Source organism: Amycolatopsis panacis, from assembly GCF_003600245.1.
Lineage (GTDB): Bacteria > Actinomycetota > Actinomycetes > Mycobacteriales > Pseudonocardiaceae > Amycolatopsis > Amycolatopsis sulphurea.
Genome location: NZ_QZFV01000072.1, coordinates 45302 through 63443 on the forward strand (window position 1 = coordinate 45302; position 18142 = coordinate 63443).

Annotated in this window: 14 protein-coding genes, 2 tRNA genes and 1 pseudogene; 9 read left to right on the forward strand and 8 right to left on the reverse strand. The window is 66.3% G+C overall.

Features of this window, described 5'->3' with window-relative positions; translation table 11 throughout:
* Window positions 1–15: 15 nt before the first annotated feature.
* Both istA and D5S19_RS11240 read right to left on the reverse strand, forming a co-directional pair.
* The gene (gene istA, locus D5S19_RS11235; RefSeq protein ID WP_120023299.1) at window positions 16–1308 is read right to left on the reverse strand and encodes an IS21 family transposase; all 1293 of its coding nucleotides are present in this window, start codon (window positions 1306–1308) and stop codon (window positions 16–18) included.
* 361 nt (window positions 1309–1669) lie between these two features.
* The gene (locus D5S19_RS11240; protein ID WP_120023300.1) at window positions 1670–3100 is read right to left on the reverse strand and encodes a Fis family transcriptional regulator; all 1431 of its coding nucleotides are present in this window, start codon (window positions 3098–3100) and stop codon (window positions 1670–1672) included.
* Window positions 3101–3284: 184 nt separating this feature from the next.
* On the opposite strand from D5S19_RS11240, the gene D5S19_RS11245 reads away from it, so the two are divergent.
* From D5S19_RS11245 to D5S19_RS11275, 6 genes and pseudogenes are all read left to right on the forward strand, one after another.
* On the forward strand, window positions 3285–5174 hold the full coding sequence (locus tag D5S19_RS11245; protein WP_233573831.1) for a helix-turn-helix transcriptional regulator: 1890 nt from the start codon (window positions 3285–3287) through the stop codon (window positions 5172–5174).
* A gap of 56 nt (window positions 5175–5230) precedes the next feature.
* On the forward strand, window positions 5231–6814 hold the full coding sequence (locus tag D5S19_RS11250) for an HsdM family class I SAM-dependent methyltransferase (protein WP_233573832.1): 1584 nt from the start codon (window positions 5231–5233) through the stop codon (window positions 6812–6814).
* A gap of 61 nt (window positions 6815–6875) precedes the next feature.
* Window positions 6876–7991: a restriction endonuclease subunit S gene (locus tag D5S19_RS11255; protein ID WP_199730446.1), complete on the forward strand. Its 1116-nt coding sequence runs from the start codon at window positions 6876–6878 to the stop codon at window positions 7989–7991.
* Window positions 7991–11224, forward strand: a complete 3234-nt coding sequence (locus D5S19_RS11260) for a type I restriction endonuclease subunit R (protein ID WP_120023303.1) — start codon at window positions 7991–7993, stop codon at window positions 11222–11224. Before D5S19_RS11255 ends, D5S19_RS11260 begins: the two co-directional genes overlap by 1 nt.
* A gap of 144 nt (window positions 11225–11368) precedes the next feature.
* Window positions 11369–12376, forward strand: a pseudogene (locus D5S19_RS33020) (DUF4917 family protein).
* A 413-nt stretch (window positions 12377–12789) separates the two neighbouring features.
* Complete coding sequence (locus D5S19_RS11275) at window positions 12790–13266, forward strand: NUDIX domain-containing protein (RefSeq protein ID WP_233573833.1); 477 nt, start codon at window positions 12790–12792, stop codon at window positions 13264–13266.
* Between the two features lie 7 nt (window positions 13267–13273).
* On the opposite strand, the gene D5S19_RS33025 is transcribed toward D5S19_RS11275, so the two are convergent.
* Complete coding sequence (locus tag D5S19_RS33025; RefSeq protein ID WP_233573834.1) at window positions 13274–13549, reverse strand: TylF/MycF family methyltransferase; 276 nt, start codon at window positions 13547–13549, stop codon at window positions 13274–13276.
* 31 nt (window positions 13550–13580) lie between these two features.
* On the opposite strand from D5S19_RS33025, the gene D5S19_RS33030 reads away from it, so the two are divergent.
* Together D5S19_RS33030 and D5S19_RS33035 are read left to right on the forward strand one after the other, a co-directional pair.
* Complete coding sequence (locus D5S19_RS33030; RefSeq protein ID WP_233573835.1) at window positions 13581–13832, forward strand: hypothetical protein; 252 nt, start codon at window positions 13581–13583, stop codon at window positions 13830–13832.
* A complete protein-coding gene (locus D5S19_RS33035; RefSeq protein ID WP_233573836.1) occupies window positions 13813–14070 on the forward strand; it encodes a hypothetical protein in 258 nt (85 codons plus the stop codon). The genes D5S19_RS33030 and D5S19_RS33035 overlap by 20 nt, the downstream gene beginning before the upstream one ends.
* Before the next feature lie 59 nt (window positions 14071–14129).
* Here D5S19_RS33035 and D5S19_RS11285 read toward each other — a convergent pair.
* Together D5S19_RS11285 and D5S19_RS11290 are read right to left on the reverse strand one after the other, a co-directional pair.
* Window positions 14130–14206: transfer RNA gene (locus D5S19_RS11285), tRNA-Ile, on the reverse strand.
* A 133-nt stretch (window positions 14207–14339) separates the two neighbouring features.
* Complete coding sequence (locus D5S19_RS11290) at window positions 14340–14522, reverse strand: hypothetical protein (RefSeq protein WP_147397372.1); 183 nt, start codon at window positions 14520–14522, stop codon at window positions 14340–14342.
* 162 nt (window positions 14523–14684) lie between these two features.
* Between D5S19_RS11290 and D5S19_RS11295 the strand changes: the two genes are divergently transcribed.
* Window positions 14685–14757 (forward strand) — tRNA-Asn (locus D5S19_RS11295).
* Between the two features lie 101 nt (window positions 14758–14858).
* On the opposite strand, the gene D5S19_RS11300 is transcribed toward D5S19_RS11295, so the two are convergent.
* The 3 genes from D5S19_RS11300 to dnaG are packed head-to-tail and all read right to left on the reverse strand — an operon-like array spanning window position 14859 to window position 18100.
* On the reverse strand, window positions 14859–15626 hold the full coding sequence (locus D5S19_RS11300; protein WP_120023308.1) for a trans-aconitate 2-methyltransferase: 768 nt from the start codon (window positions 15624–15626) through the stop codon (window positions 14859–14861).
* A 40-nt stretch (window positions 15627–15666) separates the two neighbouring features.
* Entirely contained in the window at window positions 15667–16188 is a 522-nt protein-coding gene (locus D5S19_RS11305; RefSeq protein WP_120023309.1) for a hypothetical protein, read from the reverse strand.
* 1 nt (window position 16189) lies between these two features.
* Window positions 16190–18100, reverse strand: a complete 1911-nt coding sequence (gene dnaG, locus D5S19_RS11310; protein WP_120023310.1) for a DNA primase — start codon at window positions 18098–18100, stop codon at window positions 16190–16192.
* Between the last annotated feature and the right edge of the window lie 42 nt (window positions 18101–18142).

Sequence of the window (18142 nt, forward strand, 5' to 3'; positions counted from 1 at the left end):
TTTCCGGACAAGTGATCAGTCCTCCTCGGACTCATAGGTGGGTGCCCTGCCCAGCTTCGCCGCGGTGGCAGCGTAGGTGGCCAGGTCGATCACGACGTGGGCCGCGGGCCCCGTCGCGGGCAGGCCGCGCAGTCGTGCTGCTTCGGCCAACGCCGCCGCCGACGGCGGCCGGCGTGTCTTGTGGGTGCAGGGCCGGGCGGTGCTGAACGCGCCCATCGCGGCGTGTTCGAGCGCGATCACGTGCCCGTCGTCGCGGACGACCCGACCCGCGCCGTCCGGGGCGCGGTGGTGGACCTGAACCTGCGCGCCGCCCAGCCCGGGCGGGACGGAGTAGGCGTTGCCGCGGAAGGACACCAGCGCCTGCGGCGTGAGGATCCGACCGAGGTCGAACTCGGCTGGGAACGCGAGCAGCGGCGGGGCGTGCAGCCGCTCGGCCGCGGCCAGGCCGGCGACGGTGGTGCGTTCACCGTCGAGGACCCGGCGGCGACTGTCGAGCTTGGCCGCGAGCCGGTCCAGCCCCGCCTGGGCCTCGGCGATCGTGACGTCGTCGCCAAGGGTGCGCCACCAGCGTTGCGCGGCCGAGTGGTTGGCCTTCTCGACTACGCCCTTGCGGTTCCCGCGCCGCGGCGGACACGTCACCGACCGGACTCCGTAGTGCTTCGCGACCTGCGCGAACGCGGCCGTGATCCGGCCGGAGGCCGGGTGGCAGACCGTGGCCATCCGGTCGAAGCGCCAGACCTGGGTCACCCCGCCCAGCCGCCGGACCACTGCATCGAGGGCCTCGACCAGGTGCGGGAAGTCCTCGGCATCGGCCAGGACCCCGCGCCACCTGCTCGAGTGCGCCAGCGCACCGACCAGCAGATGCGCCTGCTTCCCGGCGCCCCAGCTCACCGGCGGGTCCGGCAGCTCCAGCCAGTCCCACTGGGTTTCCTCACCCGGCGGGTGAGTGATGACCGCGACGTCCCGGCCGCGGGCCACCTGGCAAAACTCGCAGTGCGGGCGCAGCTGATAGCGGCGCAGCGCGCGGGTGAACGTCGAGTAGCCGCCCTGGTACCCGAGCTCGGCGATCTCGTCCAGCAGCGTCGCCGCCCACAGATGCGGGTCGTCGGCCAGCCGGGCCCGGCAGTAGGCCACGAACGGCTCGAACGGATCCGGCCCCACCGGCCGGCGCTTGCCCGGCACCACGTCACCGGACAGGTAGCGGCGGATGGTCTTGCGGTCGCGTCCGAGATGCCGGGCGATCGCCGAGACCGACCAGCCTTGAGCACGCAGGGCCTGCGCCTCCACGTCTTCCTCCAGAGTGAGCATCCACGCCTCCGGCCACGGTCACGGTCACGGTGATCAACACCGAAACCGTCACCCCGAGGCCGCTGACCAGCACAAACGACGCGCCGACAGGACACCCCAACTGGGGAACTTCAGAGAGCAGGACTGGCCCTATTCAGAGAGCGCCATCATGCTTGCTTCCTTTGTGGTTCGGAACTAACTGGTGGGAACACACCATCACCGACCAGGAGCCAATCGAACAAGGTGCAGCCCAGGAGACGTTGCCACACGGTCGGATGCTCTCCTCCAATTGACCCTTCTCGTCAACCCAGCCATCCTCCCGTCCTACGACCTCAGCACGACGTTGGGGCGACGTTGCCACCCCAACGTCGCCTAAAGTGAGTCACGCGGCACCGTGGGACTCGGCCGTGCTGACGAGTTCGGGACCGGTCGCGTGAGCACCGGCCAGTGCAACAAGCGCCTCGTCGAGCAGGCGCCGGACGGCCGAATTCAGGGTGGTGCACTCGCTGTCGATCTTCGTCGCCGACTTCTGGATCGTGGCGGACAGCTTCTTGACCGAGTCGATCTTCACCAGGTGGTTGAGCGCTTCGGCGATCTTCTCCTCGGCCGTGGCGACTTGATGGACGCCCTTGCGGCTTGCCGTCGCGATGGCGGTCGTGCGCAAGAGCATGATCACGGTGCGCAGGAGGTCAAGGCTGTCGTTGTCGGGGTCGAAGGCCAGCACGAGCCGCTGCGCGCCGATCACACGGAGGGCCTGCCCGCCGTTCTGGTCGATGGTGCGGACGAGGCCCAGCGAGGCGACGGCATCACGGTTGCGCTCGGCTTCGGCGAAGTAGTCGGTCCAGCCGGTGCGCGACGAGTCGGTCATCTCGATGACGACGCGGGCGGCGCCGTCGTTCAGGCTCAGCACACCGTCGCCCTTCTTGCAGCGGGGCAGGCGGCCCGTGGTCGTGCTGGTGTCCGTGTAGTCGTCGCCGAGCCCGGCGGCGATGCCCGTCAGCACGGTATGCACCGAGCCTGCGTAGGACTCGCCCTTGATCGGCGTCACCTTGGCGAGGGCGGTCGTGGCCTCGTGGACGCGCAGCACGGTCGACACCTCCTCGATCTTGCTCGTCAACTCGGCGTGTTGCTTGGCCAGTTGCTCGGTGAGCTGATCCTGCTGGGCGGTGAGTTCGGCGGCGTGCTTGGCCATCGGGGAAGTCGGGTCGGACGGGTCGAACTGCCGCGCGGCCTTGGCCAGCAGTTCGGCCGTTCCAGCGCTCACCTTCGCGTCGAGATCGGTGCTGAACTTGTCGAGCACCGGCTGGAGGCGTTCGACAAGTTCGGGGTTCTCACCGGCGAAGATGCGGCGCAGTTCGGTGTTGAGGTCCTGCTTCGCCGTCATTACCGCCATGGTGAGCTCCTTGCGGCTCTGGGTGTCCGCGTCGGTGATGGTCGTCTTGGCGTCACGGGCCGCCGCCATGACGGCTTCGGACGCTTCCTTCACTGCTCGCGCCGTGAGTTCGGCTGCCTGGGCGGTGGAGTGGGCGGTCTTGTCTCCGACGTCCTTCAGCAGTCGTTCGAGTGCCTGAGCTTCTTGGGCCTGTCCGGTCACGCTCAGTGCATGCGCGCCGATGCGTACAGCCTCGGTGACGTAGTTGGTCAGGTCGGCGCCGGCGAGGGTGCCGAGGTTCTCCACGAGCGGGCCGCGCTCGCCGGAGACCCAGCGCTGGGCCTCTCGTGCGACCTCGCGGTCGTGGATCGTCAGTCGCTCGATGACGACCGCTGTGGCGTCGTTGTCGAAGTGGGCTGGGTGCTTGATGTGCTGGGTCATTGGGTTCTCCTGCGGGAAGCGCTGCCGATGATCGACAGCGGGCCTACACAGGTTGAGCCATGTCCGGAAGCGTTGTCGCTCATGAACGTGGATAAGCGGGGTTATCACTTCCCCTACCCGCGACATTGGCCGTTCTCGATACTCTCTGTGTCGTGAGTCGGCGGATAGACCGAGGAGGTGTGTCGTGGCAGGTGGGGGGCCTACGTTGACGTTGCAGGACGTCGCTGATCTTGCTCGTGTCCGTCGTCCGGTCGTGAGCATGTGGCGCAACCGGCCGCGCGTCCGCGGTCTGCATGTGCCCTTCCCCGCCCCTGTCGAGGTCTCGGGCGGGATGGAGCGCTTCCGCCGCGAAGACGTCGTCGAGTGGCTGGCGCGCACTGGCCGAGGTAACAACCGCGAGGCGAATTTCGACGCACCAGCGTTGAGCGTGCCCGATGACGTGCCCCTGGATGAACTCGTCACGTGGCTCTGCCTCGCAGTATTGACAGGGGAGGAACTGGCGGACACGACAGCGGAGAACCGCACCACCCTGGCGCGCGGTGTCGATCCCGACGACCGGGTGCTGTTCCGCGAGGTGGAGGCTTCCGTGCCGGCCGTCTGCACGCTGCGATTCATCGATGACCTGGTTGAGGCGTCGTACGGCCCGCGCGAGGCACTCGACCGGCTGGAACAAGGAAGGGCCGCGCGGACGCTGGGCACTCGTGATCTCACCTCCGACGCAGTCGACCTCATCCATGCCGTCGCCGAAGCCTGCGCCCTCCACCTTGACCCCGAGGGCGTGCCGCTCGTGCACGTCGGTCCGGCGTCGAGCGTGACGCTCGCGCTTGCTGACACCTTCACCCATCTCGTGGTGCCCGGCGGCACTCCGGAGTTGCGGGACATCAGACGCAGGGCGGTGATTCGCGAGATCGAGACCGTCGACGACGCGGCAGGCCCTGGCGTCCGAGTGTTGTCGGCCATCGGCAGGCCCGCCGACGAGGTGCTCGACCTGGTCGACAACCTCGTGCTCGATCTCGGCGAGGGTGAACTCGGGATCATCATCGGCCCGGCTGGCGTTCTGTGTGACGAGCTACAGGGACAGCAGGAGCGGCACCGAGCGCAGACTCTCCGCTCGGAGAGCCTCGCCGTCGCGCTGCGCCTTCCTCGGGGCATGTGGCGTGAGGCGCACCGGCAGGCGCTGGGCCTGTGGGTTTGCGCGACCGGAGGGTCCATGCAACGGCCGCTGGTCGCCGACCTAGCCGCGTTCACCCGAGACGAGCTGGACCTGGGCGACCTCGCCTCCGACGTGACCGGCGCGTTGGCCGCCATGCGAGGTCGTGCCTTCCGCTACCTTCGCCCGCACGACCTCCCGCCGATCCTGAGTGCCCGCACCGTCGTCGTGCCCCGTGGGGTGCGAGCACTGCGGCTCGCGACGACGGAGATCGAGCGGCACCTCGCCGTCATCAATGCGGCCACCCTGGTGACGAGCGAGCCGATCCAGCCCTTCGACGTCCTGGCCGAACGTGCCCCCGGCGCGATGTTGCTGCGCAGGCGGTCATTGGGCGAACTGAAAGACCTGGGACACGTGCGGGTGCTCCGCGGCAGCCGCATCGACCGCAGTCACGGCAATCCGGCCGGTTCCGTCGCGGTCCTGTCCGCGACCAACCCACACGGCACTGCACGCCTCGACCCGTTCGATGCTGCGCGGCTATACCCGCGCGCGGTCCGAACAGATCCGGGGGATGTGGTATTCGCGGAACGGCCACGCCCGATCGCGACGGTCGACGACCACGGCGGATCGCTGGTGGCTTCCCCGTCGAAGATCCTTCGGATCAGTTCGCAAGCGGGAATCGGCCCCCACGCGGTGGCGGCGATCATCAACCGGCTGCCGAACGAGCCCACCGAGTGGCAGACCTGGAGCGTGCCGATCCTCGACACCTCCGAGGTGGAGCGGCTGGAAGAGGCGCTTCTCGCTGCGGTGAACCACGAGACCACCCTGCGGCGGCACCTGGACGCAACACGGGATCTCGTCACCGCCATGATCGACGGAGTCGCCGCCGGCGCGGTGACTCTCACCACGCGGACAACGCAGTAGGAAGGACGGGCAGCATGCCTCCCCGCACGAAGAAGGAACCGTCGGTACCGTCGACAATGAAGGAGCTGAAGGACACCCTCTGGAAGGCCGCCGACCGGCTCCGCGGCTCGCTGTCCGCGAACCAGTACAAGGACGTCATCCTCGGCCTAGTGTTCCTCAAGTACGTCTCCGACGCCTACGACGAACGCCGCGAGGCCATCCACGCCGATCTGACGGCACAGGACTACGACGAAGAGCAGATCGCCGACCTGATCGACGACCCCGAGGAGTACCAGGGGTACGGAGTCTTCGTCGTACCGCCCACCGCCCGGTGGTCCTACCTCGCCCAGTACGCCAAGGGCAAGCCCGCCGAAGGCTCCGAGCCCGCCAAGAACCTTGGCCAGCTCATCGACGAGGCGATGGATCTCGTCATGAAGACCAACCCCTCGCTCCAAGGCACGCTGCCGCGCCTTTACAACAAGGACAACATCGACCAGCGCCGCCTCGGCGAGCTGATCGACCTGTTCAACAGCACCAAGTTCAGCCGCCAGGGCGAGCACCGCGCCCGGGACCTCATGGGCGAGGTCTATGAGTACTTCCTCGGCAACTTCGCACGATCGGAGGGCAAGCGGGGCGGCGAGTTCTTCACCCCGCCCAGTGTTGTCCGAGTGATCGTCGAGGTGTTGGAGCCCTCACGCGGCAGGGTGTACGACCCGTGCTGCGGCTCGGGCGGCATGTTCGTGCAGACCGAGAAGTTCATCTACGAACACAACGGCGACCCCAAGGACATCGCCATCTACGGCCAGGAGAGCTTGGAGGAGACGTGGCGGATGGCGAAGATGAACCTCGCCATCCACGGCATCGATAACAAGGGCCTCGGGGCGCGGTGGGGCGACACCTTCGCCCGCGACCAGCACGCGGACGTCCAGATGGACTACGTGATGGCCAACCCGCCGTTCAACATCAAGCACTGGTCTCGCAACACCGAAGACCCACGCTGGAAGTTCGGCGTCCCGCCCGCCAACAACGCCAACTACGCCTGGATTCAGCACATCCTGTACAAGCTCGCCCCCGGCGGCAGTGCTGGCGTTGTCATGGCGAACGGCTCGATGTCGTCGAACTCCAACGGCGAAGGCGCCATCCGCGCCCAGATCGTCGAGGCCGACCTTGTCTCATGCATGGTCGCGTTGCCGACACAACTGTTCCGCAGCACCGGCATCCCGGTTTGCGTCTGGTTCTTCACCAAGGACAAGCGCGCCGGAAAGCACGGTGCGGTGGACCGATACGGCCAGGTGCTGTTCATCGACGCCCGCGAACTCGGCTACATGGTCGACCGCGCTGAACGCGCCCTGTCTGACGAGGACATCGCCAAAATCGCCGATACCTACCACGCATGGCGCGGCACCCGTTCCGCCGCACAGAAGCACCTGATCTACGAGGACATCCCCGGCTTCTGTAAGTCGGTGGGCCTGCCCGACATCAAGGCCACCGACTACGCCCTTACTCCAGGCCGCTACGTCGGAGCCGCCGAAGTCGAAGACGACGGCGAACCCATCCATGACAAGATCCAGCGCCTGACCAAGGAGCTGGTGGCGATCTTCGACGAGTCGGCACGCTTGGAAAAGGTCGTCCGCGACCAGTTGGAGCGAATCGATGCATGAGTGGCGGAGGGTCCTACTCGGAGAGGTAGCTTCAGAGGTTACCGTTGGTCACGTTGGCTCGATGGCGCAAGAGTATCAAGACTCCGGGGTCCCATTTCTCCGGTCGCAGAATGTTCGCCCTCACCGTATCGATATCGACGATATGAAGTATATCGACGATGCTTTTCACGCTAAGCTCAAGAAGTCGCAGCTGCGTCCCGGTGATGTCGTTACGGTTCGCACGGGCAAGCCGGGGCAAACGTCAGTGGTGCCAGATTGGCTCAACTCGGCCAACTGCTCCGATCTCGTTATTACGCGACCTGGGCCAAACTTGGACGCGCGGTGGCTGAGCTATTACCTCAACTGGGTGACCGATAGCCATATTGCCGGGCATCTCGTGGGGGCCGTGCAGCAGCACTTTAATGTCAAGTCTGCCAAGGGGCTTGAATTGCTGCTGCCTTCCTTGGTCGAACAGCAAGCCATTGCTGAAATTCTAGGGGCGCTCGATTCAAAGATCGCCGCCAACGACCACTTGGCGGCTACTGCTCTCGAACTGGCGCGCACGGTGTACATCGAGATTCTGCTAGGAAAACCCAGAATCTCGATGTCGGGGGTTCTCAACCCCATCCTCGGAGGTACGCCAACTCGGTCCGACGAGTCACTGTGGAATGGATCAGTCGCCTGGGCCTCGGCGAAAGATGTAGCCAACGCAAAGCACGGTGTCATCCTCTCGACATTGGAATCCATTACAGAGCTCGCCGCCTCGAAAGCTAGGACGCGAACGTTGCCCATCGGTACGGTGGTGTTGACCGCACGAGGCACAGTCGGAGCGGTCGCCCGACTGGGAGTCCCTGCCTCTATAAACCAGTCCTGCTATGGCTTCGTCCCGAGTGCGATTCCCACATCGTGCCTGTTCTTCACCGTCGAAGATGCGGCGAACCAGGCCCGGTCCATGGCTCACGGATCGGTGTTCGACACCATCACGATGAGCACGTTCGAGCACGTTCGGGTGCCAAAGCTCAACGACCAGGAATGGCTGGCTATCGAAGAGCGAATTGCCCCGATCCTGTCATCGTCGCAACAAGCTGTTTCAGAATCAAGAAAACTCGCTGCGACCCGGGATGAACTACTTCCCTTGCTGATGTCGGGAAAGGTCCGTGTGCGTGACGCCGAGAAGGGCGTGGAGGGGACTGTGTGATGGCGGGGCAACCGGGGTTCAGCGAGGCGGAGTGGGAGGGCGTCGCGCTGGAGACGCTCGCCGAGCAGGAGTGGCAGCCGCTCCCAGGGATCGCTGTCGCGCCAGGCGCTGACAACGGCCGCGCGTCGTGGGATGACGTCGTGCTTCCTGGGCGGATGCTGGCCAAGATGCGGGATCTGAACCCGCAGGTGCCGGCGGAGTACCTGGAGCAGGCGCTGGCGGAGATCATCCAGCCGACCTCGCAGGACGCAATCGCGGAGAACTACCGGCTGCACCAGATCTGCACTCAGGGCTACCGCGGGATCAGCTACATCGACGCCGACGGCGTCGAACAGAATCCGACCATCCGGCTAGTCAGCCACCAGGTCGGCGACAACGAGCTGCTCGCGGTCAACCAAGTCACCGTTCGCACGGCGGAGGTCGAGCGCCGCTTCGATGTCGTGCTCTACCTCAACGGCATGCCGGTCGCGATCTTCGAGCTGAAGCGGGCAGGTGCGGCCAAGGCCGACCTCGACGCCGCGCATGCCCAGTTGGCGACCTACCTGCGTGAGTTCCCGATGGCGTTCCGGTTCGCGGTGGTGACCGTGATCAGCGACGGCATTACAGCACGCTATGGCACGCCGTTCACGCCGTTGAACCACTACTCGCCCTGGAACGTCGATGACGACGGAAAGCCGGTGAGGCTTGGCGAGCCGCTCGATGATGTGCACCTCGGCACCGAGTTGGAGTTTCTGATTGAGGGGGTGTTCAACCCCGAGCGGTTCCTCCAGTTGCAGCGGAACTTCACCGCGTTCGACGCCGGGGCCGAGGGGTACGCGAAGCGGATCGCCAAGCCTCACCAGTACTTCGCGGTCACCAAAGCAGTTGGGTCGACGGTCGCCGCCGTGGAGAGCAACGGCAAGGCCGGCGTTGTGTGGCACACCCAGGGGTCGGGCAAGTCGATGGAGATGGAGCTGTACGCCCACCTCGTGGCGGCACAGCCGAAGCTCAAGAACCCGACCATCATCGTCGTGACCGACCGCAAGGAACTCGACGGGCAACTGTACGAAGCGTTCAACCGATCCCGTCTGCTGAGCGAGTCCCCGATCAAGGTGACGACCCGCGCGGAACTGCGTGAGGAACTGGCCAGCCGCGCCACGGGCGGCATCTACTTCACCACGCTCCAGAAGTTCGGTCTTAGCAAGGCTGAGAAGGACGCCGGGCTGGATCATCCGCTGCTGTCGGAGCGCCGCAACATCATCGTCATCGCCGATGAGGCCCACCGCAGCCACTACGACGACCTCGACGGCTACGCCCGGCACCTCAAGGACGCCCTGCCCAACGCCGCGCTGATCGCGTTCACCGGAACGCCGATCTCCTTCGACGACCGCAACACCCGAGAGGTGTTCGGTGACTACATCGACATCTACGACCTGACCCGAGCGGTCGACGACGGCGCGACCGTCCCGGTCTACTTCGAGCCGCGCCTGATCAAGGTTGGGTTGACGAAGGACGTCAGTGATGAGGACCTCGACCTGGCTGCGGACGAGGCCACTCTCGGGCTTGACGAGGTGGAGCGCGCCAAGATCGAGAAGTCCGTCGCTGTGATCAACGCGGTGTACGGGGCGCCCGCACGACTGGAGGCACTGGCGGCCGACATCGTCCGGCACTGGGAGACTCGCTCGGAGCAGATGCGCAAGTTCATCGGCTCTCCCGGCAAGGCGTTCATCGTCGGCGCGACCCGAGAGATCTGCGCCCACCTTTACGACGAGATCATCAAGCTCAAGCCGGACTGGCACCACGACGCCGTCGACAAGGGCGTAATCAAGGTCGTCTACTCCGGCTCGGCTCAGGACGTCATGCCGGTGGCCAAGCATGTCCGGCGTGATGGGCAGAACAAGGTCATCCAGAAGCGGCTTCGTGACGCGGACGACGAGCTTCAGATCGTCCTGGTCAAGGACATGATGCTCACCGGATTCGACGCGCCACCGCTGCACACGCTGTACCTCGACCGCCCTCTCAAGGGCGCGCTGCTGATGCAGACCCTGGCGCGGGTGAACCGCACCTTCCGAGGCAAGCCGGACGGCCTGCTCGTCGCCTACGCGCCCCTGGCGGACAACCTCAACCGGGCGCTCGCCGAATACACCGACACCGACCAGGCCAAGAAGCCGGTCGGCAAGAACATCGACGAGGCTGTCGACCTCACCACCACGCTCATCGCCTCCCTCGACGAGCTGTGCGCTGGGTACCCGTGGCGGGCGAAGCTGGATGGAGGTCCGAAGAGTTGGGTCAAGGCCGCCTACGGGCTCACCAACTACCTGCGCTCACCCACCACCCCCGGTAACCAGGTGCCGGAAGGCGAGGAGACGCTCGGCGACCGCTTCCGGAAGTTGGCCAACCAACTGGCCCGTGCTTGGGCGCTGTGTTCGGGCAACCAGACTCTCGAACACCTCCGCGTCACGGCGAGGTTCTACGAAGAAGTCCGCGTGTGGATGGGCAAGTTCGACGCCCAACAGCGGCAGGCCGAGGGCAAGCCCGTGCCGGAGGAGATCCAGCGGATGCTCTCCGCGCTGGTGGCCACCTCAACCGCGTCCGGTGAGATCATCGACATCTACGACGCCGCTGGTCTGCAGAAGCCGGCGCTGTCCGATCTGGGGCCGGAGTTCCAGCTCAAGGCCCAATCGGCGTCGAACCCGCACCTCGCCATCGAAGCGTTGCGCGCGCTGCTGGTTGAGGAGTCGGATCACGTCACGCGGCACAACCTTGTGCGTCAGCGGGCGTTCTCCGAGCGAATCTCCGAGCTGATGCGCAAGTACACCAACCAGCAGCTCACCTCTGCGGAGGTCATCGCCGAGCTCATCGAACTGGCCAAGGAAGTCGCCGCGGAGGGCAACCGCGGCCAGCGCTTCGATCCGCCCCTGTCCCACGACGAGTTGGCGTTCTACGACGCGGTCAGCACCAACGAGTCCGCCGTTGAACTCCAGGGCGACGACGTGCTTGCCCAGATCGCGCGCGAACTGGTGGCGGTCATGCGACGCGACGTCAAGACCGACTGGACGGTGCGAGACGATGTCCGAGCCAAGCTCCGATCGTCAATCAAGCGGCTGCTCGTGAAGTACAAGTACCCGCCGGACAAGCAGCCCGAAGCCATCAAGCTCGTGATCGAGCAGATGGAAGCAATGGCACCCCGCTACGTCTTGGACGGTAACAATGCAAACGATGTCGCAGCGTCCACTACCAAGCGTGAGCTGTGACAGGCGGCACGGCAGGCGCATCTGGCGCACCTGTTGCCGCGGCGCCAGGTGCATGCAAAGGAGTCAACCAGTCTGAGCTCGGGAGAGCGCCTGGACACGGGTTCAGGATCAACTCCGTGGGAGGAGACCATGGCGAATACTGCTATGCAGACCGCGAAGCTCGAAAAGTGGACCGATGTCGAGAATAGCGCGAAATGGCCAACTCTGCTTGTCGGGAACGGTGCCTCCATCAACTTGTGGATCAGCTTCGCCTACCCGAGCCTGTACGAACGGGCGAACCTCTCGACGGTCGCCAAGGCGGTCTTCGCCGATCTCGACGTCACCAACTTCGAGATGGTACTGGAAGCAATTCACCATGCTCATGTGGTGGCCGAAGCGTTGGATAACTCCACTGAGGCTATCGATGCACAGTACGAGCAAGTAAGGGACGCTCTATTCGGCGCAGTCCATAGTGCGCATATCGACTGGCCCCGATTTACCGAGGGCAGATTCGACAAGATCGCCAGCGTGATCCAGGACCATATGGCCGTCTATACGACAAACTACGACCTCTGCATGTACTGGGCTCACATAGACTCAGCAGCTCGCATTACAAGGCGACGCATAATTGACTTTTTCTGGAACCAACCAGGACTGACATTTGACCCTGAAAATGTGGAGGTCGGGTCTCGAACCGCTATGTACCATCTCCACGGCGCGATCCACCTTTGACAAGACGATCATAGCAACAACGGAAAGTGGACCAACGCCAACGATGGGAACCTGCTGTCGCTGGCCCGAAACTACCCGCCAGAGTCGAGCAAGCGGCCGCTGTTCGTCAGCGAGGGGTCATCCAAGGCGAAGCTGCAAACGATAGGGCGGTCGCCGTACCTGACATTCTGTCTGGACTCACTCAGGCGCGACGAGGGAAACACTGTCATTTTCGGTCACTCGCTCAGCGACGAAGACAAGCACATCGTCGACGCGTTGAAAAACGGTGTGTCGCGTGAGTTCGCCGTATCAATCTACCCATCCGATGATCGCCAGTGGATCATCCAGGAGAAGGCCCGCATCGCAAGGATGCTCGGTGAGAACGCGCGCTTCTTCGACAGCACCACGCACCCACTGGGCGACCCGTCTCTGACAATTCAGGAATCCTCTAGTCTTGCCTAGTCCCGAAGTCTGGTCCAGCCCATTCCCGCCGACAGGACAACCATAAAGCGAAGATGGCCGTGCGTAAAACCTGCAGCGTTCACAACATTTTCTATCTGTGCGAGATATGTCAGCTCAATTATTAGGAGGATTACGAATGACTACCCGAGAAGCTGATACACCGGATAATTGTCCAGGCACCGGGCAGCGTGGTGAACTGGATTTCAGTGCTCCGGGTGACGACTGGTACGTCAAGTGCCCAGCGTGTGGAATGACCTGGGCAGGCGGCAGTGACGTGATCGATCCTCATAAGGCCCGCCTGACTCGCTGACCGATCACTCAACGGGTGCAGAACGCCCACCAAGGTGTAACGACCGCCGTCGATCATGTGGCCACTGCGATCAAATGGGATGGCCGGCCGTAAGCTGGGTGGTGTGACGGATCAGTTGACGGTGGCAGTGGGACGGCGCGCGGCGCGCGCGATTCTGATCGACGACCTCGGCCGGTTGGTGTTGATCAAGCGGACCAAGCCGGGGCAGGCGCCGTACTGGACCGCGCCCGGTGGCGGTGTCGAGGACACCGACGCCTCGGTGGAGGCGGCGCTGTACCGGGAGCTGGCGGAGGAACTGGGCGCGAAGGCCACGGATGCCTCGCAGGTGTTCCTGTTCAGCTCGCCGTCGGACGGTGGGGTCGCTGTGCAGCACTTCTTTGTGGCGCGGCTGGCCGGCCTGGACGAGTCGGACCGCAGCGGCCCGGAGTTCAGCGACCCGTCGCGCGGCGGGTATGACCTGGACCGGGTTGACCTTCGGGGAGACGATCTCGCGTCGATCGACTTGAAGCCGACCGCGTTGAAGGAGTTCATCCTGGCCAACCGGGAGGCTCTGCTGGTCGAGGCGGGCGCAGCCGCCTGAGCTGCGGCTACGCGCCCCACCGCAGATACGTCGGGGTGGCGCGGCCGGGCAGGGTACGCAGGGTGCTGTGGTCGGTGCCGAGGGTGTCGCGCAGGGCTGCGGTTTCTCCTGGCCACTTGGCGTGGGCGAGTTCGTCGAAGGCGAGCACGCTGCCCTTGGTGAGGTACGGCCGGACGGCGTCGAGGGTGTCGCGGGTGGGTTCGTAGAGGTCGAGGTCAAAGTAGGCCAGTGCAATGACGGTGTGCGGGTTGTCCGTCAGGTAGTGCGGGAGGGTTTCGCGCACGTCGCCCTGGACGATACAGGGTGCGCCTGATGTGGCCGAGATGTTCGCCCTGCTCGTGGGCGTCGAGTGCGTCGCGCAGGTGGTGTGGGTAGCCGTCGGTGAGCGAGAACCGGCCTGCGACGGCGCTGGGGCTCGTCGTGTCGATGTCGGTCACGTCGGGGAAGCCGGTGAAGGTGTCGAAGCCGATGATCCGTCGGTGCGGGTTGTATGGCTCGTACACGCCGCGCAACGCGGTCAGGGCGGCGAGATGACGTCCGCGGCGGGTGCACACCGAACTCCATGATCACGCCCGGCACGTTGAGGATCATCCGGTAGAGCGCGTCCAGGGAGAGCAGGTCGGCCAGCGGCTGCCTGCCCAGGTAGAGGACCAGGTTGTCGACCAGTTCCTCGCGACCGGCACCATCAACGAAGGCTCCCCTGCGAAAACCACCATCGACACGATCGTCGGCAAGCAGACCCTCACGACGGCATGCGCCCTCGGGTTCACCGTGAACGAGGTCCCCGAAGGCTACCCGTCGTAGGTGGTGAATCCCTTGGAACTCAACCTCTGCCAGGGACTCGAAAACTGGAAAACTGCTGGTGGTGGGCCGGGCGGGGCTCGAACCCGCGGCCAAGGGATTATGAGTCCCCTGCTCTAACCGACTGAGCTACCGGCCCGCGACCGGGGCGCGTTTGCAGATGCACATCAGCCCCAGCTCGATCCAACTTATCACAGCGCTCCGCCCGGCCCGACGCGCAGCCGGTACCCGCGATCACCGAGCCGAGCCACACTCCATCCCCAGCGATCCGGTCAAGCTCGACGGCCCCGTCCGGTCCGCTCCCCCAGCTTCGCGCGGGCCACCCCGGCGGCCCCCTGGACCATCGGGTGATCAATGAGTTTCCGGTAGGTGCGCACGATCTGCTCGTACCGTCCCCGGCCGGCCTTGGTGCCCAGCACGTACCCCACGCCCACCCCCAGCAGGAACTTCTTCACGGCGGCCACACCTCTTCTCTGTCGAGCTTCGGACTCTCCATTGTCCAGCAAACCGCCGCGACGTGCGGGATGCCGGTTGACCCACCCCCCGCGCGCGGACGCTTCGAGGCATGCGTTACAGTTCTTTCCATCAGCCGGAGAGATCCGGCGCCGGAGCGACATTCCCCTGTAGCTCAATTGGCAGAGCATTCGGCTGTTAACCGGAGGGTTCTTGGTTCGAGTCCAAGCGGGGGAGCTCAAGCCCAGGCCAGTGGCCTGGGCTTTGTTGCGTCCCGGGTAAAACCCGGGGCGCCACGAAGGTTTTCCTTCCCCGCCAAGCGAATCCGCGAACGGGGCTCACCCCGGGATGCGCGCGACGAAGAAGATCCGCCGAAACGCGAACCAGGTGGTGCCGTCCGGGCGGGCCGGGTAGGCCTCGTCCAGCAGCGGGGCCAGATCGTCGCAGAAGGCAGCCCAGCGTTCGTCCGAAAGCGCCGCGCGGACCGGGCGCAGGGCGGTCCCGGTGATCCACTCCAGCACGGCGCGCGGGCCGGTCAGCGGTTGTGTGTACGTGGTTTCCCAAGCGTCCACGGCACATCCGGCGTCGGCGAGCAGGTCGGCGTAGGCGCGCGGCGAGGCGACGGCGTCCTCCTCCCGCAGCAGGGCCGGGCCGAGTTCGGCCGACCACGCCGGGCCGGCCGCGAGGTCCCGCACGATCCGGTGCGAAGGCGCGCCGAAGTTGCCGGGCACCTGCACGGCCAGGTAGGCACCGGGCGGCAGCTGCCCGGCCCAGCGGCGCAGCAGCTCGTCATGGCCCGGCACCCACTGCAGGACGGCGTTCGACACCACCACGTCGGTGTCCGGTTCCGGCGACCAGGTCCGCACGTCGGCGACCTCGGCGGCGACCCCGCGCGCACGGGCCGCGGCGACCATTTCCGGCGAGCTGTCGAACGCTTCCACCACCGTGTCCGGCCAGCGCCGGGCCAGCTCCGTGGTCAGGTTCCCCGGGCCGCAGCCCAGATCGACCACACGCCGCGGCGAGACGGCCGGGATCCGGCCGGTCAGGTCGAAGAACGGGCGCGCCCGCAGATCCGCGTAGTCGAGGTATTTCGCCGGATCCCACATGGCCGCCTCCCGCACAGTCACAAAAAGTACGAGCGTACTGCTACTTCGGCGGGTTGGCCAGCTTCTCCGCGGCCTCCGCCGCGACCGCCTCGGCCAGCGCCGGATCGGTGCCCGGATCGGGGCGCACCTGCAGCACGGTGCCGTCGCGGCCGGGCACCTTGCGCTGCACGAACCAGGCGCCACCGTCCGGGAACTCCTGGCGGTGGCGGGCGCGGATCGACCCGTCCACGCGCAGCCGCACCTGCTGCGGGACCTTGCCCGGCACCGGCAGCCGGAATCGCACCGGCTCGCGGTCGGCCAGCATCACCACCGCACCGCTGTGGCCGGTCTCCTGCGATTCGATCAGCGTGAAACCCTGCTCGCCCCAACTCGCCTTGGCCACCAGGTGCCAGCCGACCCGCCGCGCACCGTCGCCTTCGGGCAGCCACAGGCCCAGCGTCGTGACCACGAGGTGCCCGCCGCTCTCGACCGCGGCCGTGGCGATCACCTCCTCGCCCTCGGCCAGCTCCCCCGGGAAACCCTCGGGCAGCCCGCGGCCGAAGAAGCGGCTCAGCAGTCCCACGTCAGTCCCATCCGCTCGAAGCCTGTTCGCGCAACGACTTCCGGTACTGCTCCAGCGCCACCAGATCGCCGAACAGCGCCCGGTAGTCGTCCGGCGCCTCCACCGGGGAGAGCCGCTGCAGCTTCGACTTGATCTCTCCGATCTGCCTGCCCACCAGGCTCTCCTGCACCGCGGCGAGCACCCCGGAGATGTAGCGCGAATCCACCTCCCCCAAGGCGTGCAAAGGTTCCACCGCCAGCTCGCTGAGCACGCGGCGGACCGTCCCTTCGCGACAGTGCTGCGCGGCCGCGTCCAGCAGTGCCGGGCCGGTCAGCCCGGACGCCGCCCCGCCCGCCTTCAGCACGGCCAGGTGTACCGCGACGTACACCGGATGCGTGAACGCCTCCTCGGGCAGCGAGTCGTACTCCGGACCGGCGATCGCCGGCTGCTGCAGCGCGGCCTTGAGGGCCTCGCGCTCGGCGTGGAACCGGGGGTCCTTCGGCGCCGGCCGCGGCAGATCCTGCTCCTGCGGCGCGGGTGCCGGGGCCTCCTGCCGGGCGGCCGGGCGCCGCGCGGGCTCGGCCGGGCCGCGCCGGGCCGCCGCGCCTGCCGCGCCGCGCACCCGGTTGACCACCTGCGCCACGTCCTGCCAGCCGACCCACCAGGCCAGCTTCGAGGCATACCCGTCGCGGCTGGCCCGGTCCTTGATCGCGGCGACCATCGGCACCGTCTTCTGCAGGGCCGAGACCTGGCCGTCCACCGCGTCCAGGTCGAACTGCTTGAGCATGCTCTTGATCACGAACTCGAACAGCGGCGTACGGCGGGCCACCAGATCGCGCACCGCGCCGTCGCCCTTCGCGATGCGCAGCTCGCACGGATCCATCCCGTCCGGCGCGACCGCGATGTAGGTCTGCCCGGCGAAGGTCTGGTCGCCCTCGAACGCCTTGAGCGCGGCCTTCTGGCCCGCCTCGTCACCGTCGAAGGTGAAAATCACCTCGCCGCGGAAGGCGTCGTCGTCCATCATCAGCCGGCGCAGCACCTTCATGTGGTCCTCGCCGAAGGCGGTGCCGGAGGAGGCGACCGCGGTGGGCACGCCCGCCGCGTGCATCGCCATCACGTCGGTGTAGCCCTCGACCACCACGACCTGGTGCCGCTTCGCGATCTCCCGCTTGGCCTGGTCCAGGCCGAACATCACCTGGGACTTGCGGTAGATCTGGGTCTCGGCGGTGTTGAGGTACTTCGCGGAGATCCGGTCGTCGTCGAACAGCCGCCGGGCGCCGAAGCCGACCACGTCGTTGCCGACGTCGCGGATCGGCCACACCAGCCGCCGGTGGAACCGGTCCATCGGCCCGCGCTGGCCCTCCTTCGACAACCCGGAAGCGAGCAGCTCCTTGACCTCGAACCCGCGGCCCAGCAGGTGCTTGGTGAGCTTGTCCCAGCCGCCGGGGGCGAACCCGCAGCCGAACTGCCGGGCCGCCGCGGCATCGAACCCCCGCTCGGAGAGGAAGTCGCGGGCCGCCCGTGCGTCGTCGGTGACCAGCTGCTCGATGTAGAACTCGCTCGCCGCGCGGTGCGCCTCGATCAGCCGGGACCGGGTGCCGCGGTCGCGCTGCACGGTGGTGCCGCCGCCCTCGTAGGTCAGCCGGACGCCGACCCGGTCGGCGAGCCGCTCCACCGCCTCCACGAACGACACAAGGTCGATCTTCTGGATGAACTTGATGACGTCGCCGCCCTCGCCACAGCCGAAGCAGTGGAAGGTCCCGTGGGTGGGTCGCACATTGAACGACGGGGTCTTCTCGTTGTGGAACGGGCAGAGGCCCTTCAGGCTGCCCCCACCGGCCCGCCGCAGCGCGACGTACTCTCCCACGACCTCGTCGATCCGGTTGCGCTCACGCACCTCCGCGATGTCGCTCTCCCGAATCCGTCCTGCCACGCGTCCACCTTAGTTCTCCCCCTCCCGCGTCCGTGCGGCACA